The 14,433-nt window shown below is 47.5% G+C and carries 11 protein-coding genes; 1 reads left to right on the top strand and 10 read right to left on the bottom strand.

All coding sequences use genetic code 11. The features are described from left to right. Positions 1-74 precede the first annotated feature (74 nt). The 7 genes from ACQ5DJ_RS18660 to citZ all read right to left on the bottom strand — a co-directional run bounded on the left by ACQ5DJ_RS18660 (position 75) and on the right by citZ (position 8,780). Positions 75-1,163, bottom strand: a complete 1,089-nt coding sequence (locus ACQ5DJ_RS18660) for a PRK06851 family protein (protein WP_429843786.1) — start codon at positions 1,161-1,163, stop codon at positions 75-77. Positions 1,164-1,302: 139 nt separating this feature from the next. Further along, the gene (gene phoU / locus ACQ5DJ_RS18655) at positions 1,303-1,959 is read right to left on the bottom strand and encodes a phosphate signaling complex protein PhoU (RefSeq protein ID WP_007725330.1); all 657 of its coding nucleotides are present in this window, start codon (positions 1,957-1,959) and stop codon (positions 1,303-1,305) included. Positions 1,960-2,067: 108 nt separating this feature from the next. Beyond that, positions 2,068-3,831 carry a two-component system histidine kinase PnpS gene (pnpS, locus tag ACQ5DJ_RS18650; RefSeq protein WP_429843785.1) on the bottom strand — a complete coding sequence of 588 codons (1,764 nt, stop codon included), beginning with the start codon at positions 3,829-3,831 and terminating at the stop codon, positions 2,068-2,070. 13 nt (positions 3,832-3,844) lie between these two features. After that, positions 3,845-4,540 (bottom strand): response regulator, encoded by a 696-nt coding sequence (locus tag ACQ5DJ_RS18645; RefSeq protein WP_429843784.1) that lies wholly within the window; start codon positions 4,538-4,540, stop codon positions 3,845-3,847. A 699-nt stretch (positions 4,541-5,239) separates the two neighbouring features. After that, complete coding sequence (mdh, locus tag ACQ5DJ_RS18640) at positions 5,240-6,178, bottom strand: malate dehydrogenase (protein ID WP_056496760.1); 939 nt, start codon at positions 6,176-6,178, stop codon at positions 5,240-5,242. Between the two features lie 52 nt (positions 6,179-6,230). Then, on the bottom strand, positions 6,231-7,514 hold the full coding sequence (icd, locus tag ACQ5DJ_RS18635) for an NADP-dependent isocitrate dehydrogenase (protein ID WP_017250757.1): 1,284 nt from the start codon (positions 7,512-7,514) through the stop codon (positions 6,231-6,233). A 153-nt stretch (positions 7,515-7,667) separates the two neighbouring features. Further along, on the bottom strand, positions 7,668-8,780 hold the full coding sequence (gene citZ, locus ACQ5DJ_RS18630; RefSeq protein WP_429843783.1) for a citrate synthase: 1,113 nt from the start codon (positions 8,778-8,780) through the stop codon (positions 7,668-7,670). 425 nt (positions 8,781-9,205) lie between these two features. On the opposite strand from citZ, the gene ytvI reads away from it, so the two are divergent. Then, complete coding sequence (ytvI, locus tag ACQ5DJ_RS18625; RefSeq protein ID WP_429843782.1) at positions 9,206-10,336, top strand: sporulation integral membrane protein YtvI; 1,131 nt, start codon at positions 9,206-9,208, stop codon at positions 10,334-10,336. 77 nt (positions 10,337-10,413) lie between these two features. On the opposite strand, the gene ACQ5DJ_RS18620 is transcribed toward ytvI, so the two are convergent. The 3 genes from ACQ5DJ_RS18620 to nrdJ all read right to left on the bottom strand — a co-directional run bounded on the left by ACQ5DJ_RS18620 (position 10,414) and on the right by nrdJ (position 14,117). Continuing rightward, positions 10,414-10,809: an FxsA family protein gene (locus tag ACQ5DJ_RS18620; protein WP_429843781.1), complete on the bottom strand. Its 396-nt coding sequence runs from the start codon at positions 10,807-10,809 to the stop codon at positions 10,414-10,416. 2 nt (positions 10,810-10,811) lie between these two features. Next, positions 10,812-11,243, bottom strand: coding sequence for an acyl-CoA thioesterase (locus ACQ5DJ_RS18615; protein ID WP_429843780.1), 432 nt, complete (start codon positions 11,241-11,243; stop codon positions 10,812-10,814). A 612-nt stretch (positions 11,244-11,855) separates the two neighbouring features. Beyond that, positions 11,856-14,117 carry a ribonucleoside-triphosphate reductase, adenosylcobalamin-dependent gene (nrdJ, locus tag ACQ5DJ_RS18610; protein ID WP_429843779.1) on the bottom strand — a complete coding sequence of 754 codons (2,262 nt, stop codon included), beginning with the start codon at positions 14,115-14,117 and terminating at the stop codon, positions 11,856-11,858. Between the last annotated feature and the right edge of the window lie 316 nt (positions 14,118-14,433).

Raw genomic sequence — 14,433 nt, 5'->3', positions numbered from 1 at the left:
TCTCCAACAACGATCATCTTCCGTTATTGTAGTATGAGCAGTCGAACGGGTTTCATTCTACGATCTACATACCATTAGCTCATCTTTGTTAGTCTGCTTACGAGAGCTTGCGAGACAGCCTTTAAACGTTGCTGGTCAACGGCTTCCTGATATGTGGTGTTTAACTGGTCACGCAGTTCCTTGGCTGCGACAAGATTGGCTGTGGCCTCTTTAATTTTTTGGGTATATCTTACTTTAATATCCAATAATTCTTCTTCATATTTCTCATCGGTTCCTGGGGTAATCGCGCGTTCGTACATATCAATAACCTCATCCGTCTCTTTGCTAGGAAAATACTCATGCGGTGCTGTGCTGTCAAAAATTGCGAGGCTTTTCTCAGGTACAATGACCATATCGAGGCTGTGTGGGTCCAAACCACAGTGGTACACTTCCACATCAAAACCACGTGTCTGAGCTTCCTTCACCAGCTTTTTCAGCATGGTTGACTTGCCAGAGCCTGGTCTGCCCTTGATGAAGTAGCGTTTCTCCAATTGATCTGTCAGCTTCATGATATGATCGACAGGTCCCTGTGGAGTGGCAGCCCCCAAGTACATGCGCCGAATTTTTGCTTTCTTCTCTATCTGCTCACCCCCGAAGAATAACGCGATGACTTCTTCCGTGACGCGATTGGCTTCATCTCTGTCTAGGTTTTCAATGTAAGGGGCTTCCCACTCATCATGGATGCGCAGTGCTTCGCCAAAAGCTTGATAAGCCTCTTCACTCTTGGTAAAAATTTCTTCGTACCAGGCGGCGATCCGGTCTTTGTCATCCACGAGCTGATCAACGTCTACCATTGCCTGCAAATTGACCTGAATTTCCGTTACGCCAGGGGAAGCCGGTCTCCACATGCGCGGATAGCTCCCGTCCATGATCGCTACTTTATAGTGAGGGAAAATGACACCATCAAACTGTCCGTTCACAAAAGGGGAATGAATCCACTCCACTTCGTTTGTTTTTCGTGCCATTTGATTTCCAATCGACTCGATCAGTGGCGATGTAATTCCTTCCACTGTCCCTGTCAAAATATAAACGCGCTCCAAGCCTTCCAATACGGAGTCATAAAATGTCTTGTATCCTCGCGCAGTATTCCCTGCGGCATATATATGGCGCACTTTGTTCGTCATTGCTTTTCCCTCCTGTACATCTTCTCGCTGCAGTTGAAACGATGTATTGTATGCACAACAGGAGAAATAGGCGTCTGTCTACAAAAAACCGCTGCAAGCTATTATTCATAGCTCACAGCGGCTTTTTGTCATTCGGGTATTATTTATTCAAATCCGTCATTTTACCAGTAGACATATAAATAATCCACTCGCAGATGTTCGTAACATGATCGGCAATCCGTTCCAGATATTGCGCAACCAAGAGCAAATGCGTTCCTTGCGAAATGGCCTGACTGTTTTTCGTCATCAATTCAATCAGATCATGGAAAATCGTGGAGTACAGTTTATCAACAATGTCGTCGCGGGCAGCAATCTCTTCTGCCGCTTCTTTATTGCGTGCAATATACGCATTTAAGCAATCACGTACCATAGCCTTGACGTGATCAGCCATCATCGGAATATCGATGAGGGGTTTCACGTACGGGTCCGCCATCAAGCGTCGGGTCGTCTTCGCAATGGAAACGGCATGATCACCCATTCGCTCCAAATCCGTCACCAGCTTCAACATGGTTCCCAAGCGTCGCAAGTCACCTCCGACTGGCTGCTGCAATGCAATGAGGCGGAAGCAATCGCTCTGTATTTCTTGCTCCAACTCATTGATCACAGGATCGCTTGCGATAACCTGTTCAGCCAGTTCAGCATCCCGCTCAACCAGACTCTTAATGGATTTATGAATAGCTTCTTCCACCAATGTGCCCATCGTCATGAGCTTGCGGTGCAGTACATCCTGCTGTTCTTCAAAAGCATGCCGTGACATTTCCCTCTTCCCCCTTCTAGTGTCTGACATGTCAAATGGTACAAGGCGATTGTATTGTAGGAGTAAAGCTACTATTTTGTTTGTGTAAATCTTTTTGCAGCAGCTTTTTTAGCTAAGGGGAAGTGTAACTGTAAAGGTTGTCCCTCTTCCTTCCTTGCTCTCCACACTGATATGTCCGTGCAAATTTTCCACGAGATGCTTCACAATTGCCAGGCCCAAACCTGTTCCACCTGAATCGCGGCTACGCGCCTTGTCTACACGATAAAATCGCTCAAAAATACGCGTGAGATCCCTTTCTGGAATGCCGATCCCGGTATCCATAACTTGAATGGTGATGTTTTCACTGTCTGCCTGTGTCTTGACGTTGATTTTTCCACCTTCTGGCGTATAGGCGATCGCATTCGTCAACAGATTCAAGATGATCTGCTGCAAGCAATCCTTATCCGTCATCAACCAAATATCTGGCTTTGGTGAAGGCAGTGTGATCGTCAAATCCTTGCGCTGCGCCTGGTCATGCATGATGGCAACTGCCGAACTGATCAAATCCTGCAAGTGAACCTGACTCAGATGCAATGGGATTCGCTTCTGCTCGATTTTGGACAGTTCCAAAATATCGCGGATCATCCGGTAGAGTCGCTCGCTCTCATCTGAGATGATTTGCAGGAAGTTGCGACATGTTTCCTCGTCCTGCATCGCCCCTTCAAGCAAGGTCTCTGTAAAGCCCTTGATCGAGGTGATCGGCGTACGTAGCTCATGCGATACGTTAGCCACGAAGTCACTGCGCATCTTCTCCAGGCGGCGAATGTCGGTGATGTCATGTAACACCACGACTACACCTCTTGACTCCCCCTTGAAGTTAATATAGGGAGCAAAATTCACGTCAAGGATGCGTTCCTGCGGGTAATAGATGTGTACCTCTTGACGGAACTTCTCGCTTCTGTCGAGGCACCTGTCGATGTATTGGCTGAGCCCAAAGCTCTTGCCTGCCTCGATATGCAGCTTCCCTACGATCTCATGTCCAGCGGTCCCCAACAGCTTTTCAACGGCCGGATTGACCAGCATGATCCGACGTTGCTCAGAAATGAAGATCACGCCACTCGTCATATTGGTCAGCACCCCTGCCAGGCGCTGCTGATTCTCCGAGATTTCGTACATCTGCTGCTCCAGGCTTGATGCCATGAAATTGATCGCACCTGCAAGCTGACCGATCTCATCCTTTGCTTTGATTCTCACACGGCTCTCGTATTGGCGCTGTGTAATGTTGCGGGCTACCCGGGTGATCTCCTCGATCGGACGAATAATAGAAAAGGAAATGCGGGAAACAACAATCGATCCGACTACCAAGGTAACCAATAAACCGGTGAGCAAGCTGTACCACATTTTGTGGATCGTATCGGTAATATCTTTCATCGACATCGCTGAACGAACAACACCGAATATTTCGTTGTTCAGTTCAACAGGAACTGCGACGTACATCATGTCATAGCCGAGCGTCTCACTGAAACGGCGGGAAATCCCTGTTTCTCCTTTTAAGGCTGCCCTCATCTCTGGTCGGTCATGGTGGTTTTCCATCTCTTCTGGGTGGGAGGAGTTGTCGTACATCACCTGACCATTCTTGTCGATAATGGTAATCCGTACTTCATCCGTTGGCGCTACTTGTGTGACCCGATCCGCTAACGTCGCCTTATCGGTAAAGACGTCCGGGAAACGGACTGCCTGAGCGATGAGCTTCGACTCGCGGGACAATAGCTCATTCAGTGATTGGAGGTAGGAGTTCTCCAGCACTTTGGCAAAATACATCCCCATCACCAATAGTACAAGGGAGATTAAACCCAAAATAGTCAAAGTGAGTTTGATTCGAAAGCGAGTCAAGGTAAATCCTCCGTTATCCTTCCAGTTTGTATCCTAATCCGCGAACTGTTTTGATGTATTTCGGGTTCTTCGTGTCATCCTCAAGCTTTTCGCGCAAATGGCTGACATGCACGTCTACAATTCGAGAATCTCCGATGAAATCGTAGTTCCAAACAGCATTCAGTAATTGATCGCGCGTCAGTACACGCCCTTGATGGCTCGCTAAATAGTTAAGCAGCTCGAATTCCTTTGGCGTCAGCTCAACCTTCACGTCTTTACAGAACACCTCGTACTTCTCCGGGTATATGCGAATATCCCCAAATTGGAGCAACACCTCTTGAGGCGCTGTAGTCGCTTCTGGCGTGGTCTGAAACCGCCGCAGAATGGCTTTCACGCGGGCAATTACTTCTCTCGGGCTAAAAGGCTTTGTCAAATAATCATCGGCACCAAGCTCAAGCCCCAAAATCTTGTCGAGCTCATCATCTTTCGCTGTAAGCATTAAGATCGGCGTATTATTGCGTTCCTGGCGCAAGGTTTTGCATACATCCATTCCATCCATCTTGGGAAGCATCAAATCAAGAATGATAAAATCAGGCTGCTCGCTCTTGACCATGTCCAAGGCCTGTTTACCGTCAAAAGCAGTTACGACCTGAAAACCTGATTTTTCAAGATTAAATTGCAATAGCTTTACAATGGAAGCTTCGTCATCCACTACCAATACTTTAATCATCTGTCTGTTTCCCCCTAGCGTTGCAATGCTTGCGCTCGATTTTCTAACCTACGTCCCCTGAAAAATGCTTCTCTCTACAATACTCAGTCTGCCAAGGCTCATTGCGGAAAACAAGTAATTTTTTTGTAAAGACATGCTGAATGAGCACATAGAACTTAGTTGCTTGGCAATAGTATTCCTCTTTTAGGTAAAGGTATCTACTTTAAAAATCCTTGTTGTCTTCTGGCTGTAGTGGTCGGGAGAAGCCCTGCCACATGTTTTCCAGTCGCCTGTATCCTCTCTTCGTTCGGGCGGTCTCCTTCCAAACATGTGACAGTGCTTCCGGACAGCTTTGGATACATTTCGTGCTTTTAGTACGTTTTGCAAATCAACACAGCGGAGCTTCTGAAGGCACTTCTTAGATTCTACTTTAAGAATAAAGAAAAACTGCCCAGAAGAAGCGAATTTCCAGTCCAAGCGCCTCTGGAGCCCAGCCCAGCGTAGGAAAAAATGGTGGGGAATTTCAGCTTCACTTATGGACTACCTCTTCGAAACTTCTACGTTTGAAGCGCTCCCGCCATTTTTTCCGAAGCGAACAGTCCATCTCCCCTTGCAGGGCGTAGGCCGAAGCGTAGACTGGAAATTCGCTTCTTCCCACTACAGCAACTTTCATTAAAAAAAGACGCCTTCCCAAAGAAAGGCGTCTTACATGTATTGATCTTATTTCAAAACAGCCATTACGCTGCGTACGGAGTCAGCAGACTTATCGAGAGCTGCTTTCTCTTCGGCAGTCAGATCCAATTCGATCACTTTCTCGATCCCGTTTGTGCCGAGCAGAGTCGGTACCCCCAGGTAGAGATCGTTGTAGCCGTATTCTCCTTGCAGAAGAGCGATGGATGGCAGAATGCGTTTTTTGTCCTTGATGATGGCTTCAGCCATTTGTACCAAGGAAGCCGCAGGTGCGTAGTAAGCGGAACCGTTCCCCAGAAGGTTTACGATCTCGCCACCGCCCTTGCGGGTACGCTCTACGATCGCATCCAGACGGTCTTTCGGGATTAATTTTTCCAATGGGATACCACCGGCATAGGAGTAGCGAACCAATGGAACCATGTCATCACCGTGACCACCCAAAACGAAGCCCGTTACGTCTTCTACAGATACGTTCAACTCCATAGCCACGAAGGTACGGAAACGAGCTGTATCCAGAACGCCGGATTGACCGATTACGCGCTCTTTCGGGAAGCCGGACGTTTTGAAGAAGGTGTACGTCATCGCGTCAACTGGGTTGGACAGTACGAGCACGATAGAGTTAGGTGCATATGTTTTTACTTGCTCTGCAACAGATTTCATAATGCCAGCATTAGTGTTAACCAGGTCATCGCGGGACATGCCAGGCTTGCGGGCAATACCTGCTGTGATGATGACGAGATCAGCATCTTTGATGTCTTCATAGTTCGCAGTACCTGTGATGCTTGCATCAAAGCCTAATACTGGTGAGGATTCCATCATGTCGAGTGCTTTACCTTTTGTTGGGTTTTCCAGTTGCGGAATGTCAACCAATACGATGTCGCCCAGCTCTTTTTGCCCCAAAATGAATGCAGTTGTTGCACCAGTGAAGCCACTACCGATAACAGCGATTTTTTTACGGTTGAATGCCATGAACTATTCCCCTCCAAAAATGTAAGTGTAAAAATTTGTACCCAAATCTATCTTACATGTTTTGAATCAGAGCGTCAGCAAACTCGGAGCATTTCAGTTCTTGTGCGCCTTCCATCAGACGAGCGAAATCGTATGTTACTGTTTTCGCGGAGATGGTTTTTTCCATGGAGTTGATGATCAGATCAGCTGCTTCGTTCCAGCCCAAGTGACGCAGCATCATTTCTCCGGACAGGATCACGGAGGATGGGTTTACTTTATCCAGACCAGCGTATTTTGGAGCTGTACCATGAGTTGCTTCGAAGATCGCATGGCCAGTCAGGTAGTTGATGTTTGCACCTGGAGCGATACCGATACCGCCTACTTGTGCAGCCAGCGCATCAGATACATAGTCACCGTTCAGGTTGAGTGTTGCTACTACATCGTACTCAGCTGGACGAGTCAGGATTTGTTGAAGGAACGCGTCAGCGATAACATCTTTCACGATGATTTTGCCAGCTGCTTCTGCTTCTTTTTGTGCTTTGTCAGCGTCGCCGCCTTCAGCTTTGATGCGATCGTATTGAGCCCAAGTGAACACTTTGTCCCCGTATTCTGCTTCAGCCAGTGCATATCCCCAGCTTTTGAAAGCACCTTCCGTGAACTTCATGATGTTGCCTTTGTGCACGAGAGTAACAGATTTGCGCTTGTTTTCGATCGCGTAGTCGATCGCTGCACGAACCAGACGCTCTGTACCATCTTTGGAAACAGGCTTGATACCGATACCAGATGTTTCTGGGAAGCGGATTTTCTTCACGCCCATTTCGTTTTGCAGGAAGTCGATTACTTTTTTCACTTCTGGAGTACCTTCAGCCCACTCTACGCCAGCGTAGATGTCTTCAGTGTTCTCACGGAAGATTACCATGTCAGTCAATTCAGGATGTTTCACTGGGGATGGAACACCATCGAAGTATTGAACAGGACGTACGCAAGCATACAGATCCAGCTCTTGACGCAGTGCTACGTTGATAGAACGGATACCGCCGCCTACTGGTGTAGTCAAAGGACCTTTGATTGCGATCAGGTATTCACGAACAGCAGTCAGAGTATCTTCTGGCAGCCACTCGTTGTATTGGTTGAAGGATTTTTCACCAGCGAATACTTCAAACCAAGCGATTTTTTTCTCGCCTTTGTAAGCTTTTTCTACAGCTGCATCCAGCGCGCGAACAGAAGCTTTCCAAATGTCAGGGCCAGTACCGTCACCCTCGATGAAAGGAATGATCGGATTGTTTGGAACTACTAATTTACCGTTATCCACAGTAATTTTTTCGCCTACAGTTGGTTGCGTCAGGTTTTTAAACACAAAAAATCCCTCCAGTGTTATATATATTTGGTGATTATGAATATTTCCAGACGTAGGAGAACTACCACTCACTTGTGGTAGTTCTCAAGCTTGCGCTCAGGAGCGATCAGCTTGGCTGACCACCTGCCCTCCACGCTCGAAAATAGCGAGTTCTTAGCGGCGGTCAATTGGAACGTAGTGTTGGTTGACCGGACCGGTGTAATCCGCGCGAGGACGGATCAGGCGATTATTTTCATACTGTTCCATGATGTGTGCCGTCCAACCGGACATACGGCTGATGGCAAAGATAGGTGTGAACAGGTCCGTTTCGAGACCGAGTGAAATGTAAACAGATGCGGAGTAGAAGTCAACGTTTGGCTTCAAGCCTTTTTCTCCGGAAATCATTTCATCGATCTTCACAGACATCTCATACAGCTCAGGGCGACCGATTTGCGCGGTCAGTGCTTTGGACATGTCTTTCAGCCATTTCGCACGTGGGTCACCGTCTTTGTATACACGGTGTCCGAAGCCCATGATTTTTTCCTTGTTATCCAGCTTGGTGCGGATGTAGGATTCTACGTTCGCCATGCCGCCGATTTCGTTCAGCATTTTCGCTACTGCTTCATTAGCGCCGCCATGCAGAGGGCCTTTGAGCGTACCGATTGCGGACACGATACCGGAATAAATGTCAGTCAGAGTCGCAACAGATACGCGAGCAGAGAATGTAGATGCATTAAACTCATGGTCAGCATGCAGGATCAGAGCAACGTCAAACGCTTTTACAGCCGTTTCTGTAGGCTCTTGACCTGTGAGCATGTAGAGGAAGTTTTGTGCAATCGAGAAATCTGCACGTGGAGCTACTGGCTCCAGACCTTTACGCATACGCTCATAAGCAGCGATCAAGGTAGGAGTTTGTGCCATCAGACGGATGGATTTCCGATAGTTGGCTTCAGGAGACATATCTTGCGCTTCTGTGTCGTAGAGCGCTAGCGAAGAGACAGCTGTGCGCAACGCCGCCATTGGGTGTACGCCTTTTGGATAATGGCGAATGCTTTCCAGCACTTCTTTAGCCACGGATGCATTTTCACCCAATTGTTTTTTCAAAGCGTCTAGCTGATCACGCTTCGGTAACGCTCCATGCCAGAGCAAGTATACAACCTCTTCAAAAGTTGCATGTTCTGCCAGCTCATCGATGTTGATCCCGCCATAGCAAAGAACCCCATCGACGATCGAACAGATGGATGATTGAGCGGCAACAACGCCTTCAAGTCCACGAGTAGTTGTCATAGAACTCCCTCTCCTTTTCCACTCAAGTAGTAGTGCTTATCTAGTCTTCGCTTGTCCGCCATGACTGATAAACGACCTGATCAAGTTCAAAAAAGACGATTTTTTGAACATCCTATCTATAAAATTGTAAGCAGCGGTTTCTTTCATCCACCACTCTTGACAGGGAATGTATCCACGCAAATCCTCACAAGGTCGTACATGAAAATGACGCTCGTGTAAGGGGAGAGGCGAGAGAAAAGAATCCACTAAGACGACCCAATTATAAAAGATTATTGCGATTTTGTGAATAAGGTTGGCGAAAAAATGTTTCGAAGGGTGAAACGGAGTTTTGTTTTTTCGCTATTCTTGCTCCACCTATCAGGCATGCTGCATAATAGAAACATCAGTAATTTGATCGCACGTTCGCGGCGGAAAGGAGAAATCGTTTGAATCAGGAAAACTGGGTAGAGCGCCTCTTTCAAATCATTCGCTTGTTATGGGTTTGCCTGCTTGTCTATGTAGGGATTTGGGTATTCCAACATGCAACACCCTTACTGTACCCATTTATAATCGCTTTAATCATTGCGATCATCATCAACAAACCAGTTACGTTCATGACTAGAAAGTTCAGGATTCCACGCTGGCTTTCGGTCATTATCGCGCTCTTGGTTTTGATGCTGCTCGCAGGCGGAGTGGTCACACTGATCATCACAGAAACGGTCGTGGAAATCGGTGAGCTGGCCAAACGCTTGCCAGTTGTTTCACAGGAGCTAGCCCATTATTTGCAAAATACGATTTCTCAAGACTTCTTAATGGGCATTTACAATCAGATTCAGTGGTTTTACGATCAGCTCGATCCAAGTTATAAGGATAAGCTTACCAGTACGGTAGGCAGTGCGATCTCGACCATCACGAATGTCGGGCAGGACTTGATCGTCAAATTCCTGGATGGATTGAAAAACCTGCTTGTCTCACTCCCAAATATGGCAACAGTTTCCGTCATTTCCATCATGGGTGCCTTCTTTATCTCCAAAGATTTTGCTCTATGGGAAGCGCGTGCTCGCCGTCTTTTGCCAAAAGGGGTAAACAGCCGTCTCGATCAAATTTTTATCGATTTGCGCAATGCCTTGTTCGGATTCGTCAAAGCGCAGTTGACTCTCATCTCCTTAACTGCTGCTATCGTGATTATTGGTTTGTTGTTCATGCGTGTCGAATACGCAATTACGATTGGCTTGATCACAGGCTTGGTCGATCTCTTGCCTTATCTTGGGACAGGGACCGTTTTCGTTCCTTGGATCATCTACATGTTTTTCAAAGGCAATTACTCGATGGTTATCGGCTTGTCCATTTTGTACGGGGTCGTCTTGATTTTCAGGCAAATTATCGAGCCAAAAGTCGTTGCGGAAAACGTCGGTCTCGATCCTCTCCTCACTCTGGTCGCACTGTTTGTCGGCCTCCAGCTGTTCGGATTCTTGGGCTTGATCATCGGTCCTGTTTCACTCGTTATGATCAATGCTTTGGTAAAAGCAAACGTCTTCGAAGATGTATGGGGCTACATCCGTGGAAAGAAAACCTGAGCCAACGTAAAAAGAACCGCTTGCGAGCAGCTTGTCACACAGCTCGGAGCGGTTCTTTTTTATAGGGAATATCTGTATTAGCGGCGGAAAAACAATTGAACACGACCAGACGAGATGAGGTTCCACAGCCAGCGCTTCAACAGATGACGAATAATCATCCGTGTGTACGGAATGAGGAAGACCAGTCCAATCACATCCGTGACGAATCCAGGCAACAAGAGCAAAATACCACCGATCAAAATCAGAACACCATCGATGAGCGAATCCGTAGGCATTTGCCCACGTGCCAACTGGTGTTGGACCATCCGAAATACTTGCATCCCTTGCTGCTTCGCTAGCCAAGCTCCCAAGATCCCCGTGAGAATGACCAGCACGACTGTATTCCAACCGCCGATCCACGATCCAATGGTAATAAGCCCCCAAAGCTCTAATCCAAACGCGACGACAAACAGAATGGCAAAAAAGCGGAACATGCCTATTCCCCTCCTTTATGCTGGGAATCCAACCAATCATAGATGTCAGGCTCCGCTCGCGACAAGCGAATCGGCCTCAAAGCTGTGTTGGTAAATACATGCATCGTCTCTCCTGACACCAACAGTTGTTGGTCAGGCAATCTAACAATCTCGTAAAAAAAAGTGAGACGGACAGGACTGATCTCTTTTACACGCGTTCGTATTTCTACCTCATCATCATAGCGGGCGGGCTGTTTGTAAGAGATGTTCGCATCTGTGACAGGCAGAAGTACGCCTTTTTCCTCTAGCTCACGATAAGTGATCCCCGCATAGCGAATCAATTCTGTTCTTCCTACTTCAAACCAGTTCAAGTAATTCGTATGGTAGACCACACCCATCTGATCGGTTTCGCCATAGCGGACGCGCAATCGATGGGAATGAATGATTGGAGTCACTTAGGATCGCCCCTTTCTCTATAGAATGATTGTACCATAGTCCTGTTGCGTGGCTGTAGTGGTGGGGAGGAAACAGGAGAAAACGCTCAGCTTCTTGTCCCACCCGCTGAAGGATTCACTGCCCGCCTCCATGCAAAAAGCGAAACCGCGTCCAAAGTGGTCCACTCAGGATGTATTTCAGAGGTGGACGCTTTAGAGCGTGTTTCGCTTTTTGCATTACGTCTCGGTCGGTGTACCAAAGATCTTCGCTTTTTTCTCCTGTTTCCTCTACGAGCTTTCCGAGTTAATCGTTTTTTAAAGAAGTGAAAGAATGAAGAACCTATTCAGTTACGCTAGAGAAGAATATTTCCAGACGTAGCGACTTGTGGAGTCCTACCGAGCGGAGAAGGGATTAGCGGGCAAAAGAAACGCAACCGTGCCCACGCGACGTAGCGGCTACCACTTTTGCGTTTCCCCGCTAATCCCTTCGGAGCGGGCAGTACACACTTCCCAGTGGGACGGAGCCTGGAGCCTAGACTGGAAATATTCTTCTCTCCACTACAGCCGCATACAACAAAACAGGGGAAGACTGTTTCTTCCAGTCTCCCCCTGTCTCTTATTTATTCAGATCGCTTAACGAATCGGGCAAGCTCCGCCTTCGCAAGATTCAGCCGTGGACAGATCAGCCTCGCCGCCGGTTTCATACTGCTGCAAAATCGCAGGATCAAATGGCTTCATGGACTGCTTCAATGCCTCGTACTGTTCTTTGGTGCACTCTTCATATGGAGCCAATTGGTAGTTTCCTCCATCCAATTGCAAGAAGGATACACCTACGAAATTATCCCAGTTATCGTAAACGATGTCTTCTACTTCTACCCACTCTTCCTTGCGAACCGTAATGGTGTTCGAAGAGTTGTGCTCGGTATATTCTTTCTGGAAACGGAAGTACGTATCGAATTGGCGTTTTGCACTTACTTCGTTCTTCGTTTCTTCTGCGCCTGATGCTACAGGGAAATCGATGACGAGTGTACGTGCATTTGCCATGCGCTCTTCATACGTTTCGCCTGGTGTTCCTACCTCTGGGTTGACTGTCCAGCCAAGAGTTTGTACCGCTTTTGCCAATGGATCCTCAGCATTGATACGAATGCGGCGGATGTAGAACGGCGAATGGGACCAGTGCAAACCGCTGGAGACTCCACCAGCTACTTGAGACAGTGTACCTTCCGGCTTCACGGTCGTTACCAAAAGTGGAGAGTTCACACGCAGCTCATACGCATAACGGTTCGCCTCGTCACGAGCAGCATCGCCCAGCTGGCGCAGCAGTTCGAGCTCTTGCTCTTCTGTATAACCAAGGGATGCCAACGCATCCTTCACACCAGTAAGGGACGTTCCGAGCAAACGGTCACGCTGTTGAACAGTATCCCAATGTGGCAGTTCCAACGTAACCAGCGTCATGCGCAGACCGGCACGAGCAGATTTGCGTTGTGCTTCCAGCAAGCCATCGAGATCCAGATACTTGGAGCCATCCTCGTGATCCTTCACGAATTCAACCAGATTGACTGTCGTCAGGTTGCAGACGCCATAAGAATCGAGCAGGATTTCTGCACAAGGGTTCAAGCCCTCTGCATTTGGACGACGACGGTTTGCTTCTTCCAAGTTGATGAAGCCTGGTTCGCCTTCCAATTGCATCAAGGTAAACACGAGGTTCAAGAATGGCTTGGTCGGTTGTTTAGTAAAGGCGATGGAGTTGTTGGACATGCGGCGGTGATCCAGACCGATGCGTCCGTCTCCTACATTTTGGATGCTGTCAAACCATACAGGCTTGTGCTCTCCCAACAACTCGCCTACACGACGGTGATGGTTCAGCTGATCCTCAGTCCAGAAGCCGTTGATGCCGTATTTCGCCAGCATGCACTCGTAGTCATCGTGATCGAACAGGAAAATTTCCGCTGTACGGCGCACGCCACCTACTACGACGTTTGCTCCGATGAGGTTTCCGATGTCGAGAATATGTATCGGACGGATTTTGCCGTATCCTTTTTCATCACTCTCGATTGATGCCAAATGCTGGTCGATTTGGTTTTTCAACACTTTATCGATTCCTTCAAACATTTCGCGAAGCGGCTCATGACCACTAGCAGTACCACCAAAACGCTTCAGTCGCTCGCCTTTCGGACGCACGCTGTTATAAGAGATTTTCACAGTATGAATGTGTTCGTAAGTGGAATCTGTCAAAATTTGCAGGTAGAGACGGAGGGATTCTACCCAGCCTTCTTTACTGTCGCCCACATAAATTTTGGCAAAGCCGTTATCCAGTACATTCAGCTCAGAACGCTCCAGGCGTTGATGCTTTGGCAGCGGTCTGTATTCAGAAGAAAGCAGCGAAACATTCGTGCGAATCGGGCCCAGCCCAGCAGCCATTTCCTTCGTGCATTTGAACCCTACGCCAGTTCCTACCAAGAGAAGATAGAACAAATCGCCCAAGTCATCCCAAGACTTGATGTTCAGGAAGGAGCAGTTGAAGTTCGCCAACGGATACAAATCCGCTACGCCGTTGTCTGCACCGCCAACCCACAAGGTACGGCCAGACAAGAACTGACGAAGGTTGAACATGTTGTCAAACAAACCTTCTGCCTCTTTTTCCATTGCGTGAGAATCGGCGTACATTCCGATTTTGTTCAAATGCTGATAAGCCAGCTTAATATTGTAATCCACCGAGCGGCGGCAAGTTTCTTTCCACGTTTCCCGTCTTCCTTTTTCCGGTACAAAACGAGAATAAGTACGGTAGTAAACAAATTGTCCCAGAGGACTCATATGGATCGGAAAATCAGGATATTGATTTAAGAATTCATCCCGCAAAAATTGAGTTCGGGATACGGTTTCGGTCGCCAGCATATCGTTCCTCCTTCGAATCTTTCCTCTCTAGTTTAACTATCTTCATCTGTAAAACTCAATAGTTTTACCTATATATTGTGCAAAATAATTTTCGACAATACTAGATGTTGTGTTCGCTCTAAAAAAACACTTGACACAAAATCCCGAACATTGGACGTACAGAAGGACCCTTTTATGTTCAGCCTTTTCTTGGTAACGAGCGCTACAACACCCATTCTGTCACGATTTGGAAACCCCGAACGTATGGATTTAATCCGTCCTGACACAAAGCCACCGACCGATTTTAACAGATTCCCACTCGCTTTGCACCACCTAA

The organism is Brevibacillus sp. FIR094 (assembly GCF_050477165.1).
Classification (GTDB): Bacteria; Bacillota; Bacilli; order Brevibacillales; family Brevibacillaceae; genus Brevibacillus.
This window is presented reverse-complemented; position numbering and strand designations above follow the sequence as displayed.

Coding starts and splice junctions, on each gene's coding strand:
- ACQ5DJ_RS18660 (WP_429843786.1), bottom strand. CDS start 1,163: ATGACGAACAAAGTGCGCCATATATATGCCGCAGGGAATACTGCGCGA.
- phoU (WP_007725330.1), bottom strand. CDS start 1,959: ATGTCACGGCATGCTTTTGAAGAACAGCAGGATGTACTGCACCGCAAG.
- ACQ5DJ_RS18645 (WP_429843784.1), bottom strand. CDS start 4,540: ATGATTAAAGTATTGGTAGTGGATGACGAAGCTTCCATTGTAAAGCTA.
- mdh (WP_056496760.1), bottom strand. CDS start 6,178: ATGGCATTCAACCGTAAAAAAATCGCTGTTATCGGTAGTGGCTTCACT.
- citZ (WP_429843783.1), bottom strand. CDS start 8,780: ATGACAACTACTCGTGGACTTGAAGGCGTTGTTGCCGCTCAATCATCC.
- ACQ5DJ_RS18620 (WP_429843781.1), bottom strand. CDS start 10,809: ATGTTCCGCTTTTTTGCCATTCTGTTTGTCGTCGCGTTTGGATTAGAG.
- nrdJ (WP_429843779.1), bottom strand. CDS start 14,117: ATGCTGGCGACCGAAACCGTATCCCGAACTCAATTTTTGCGGGATGAA.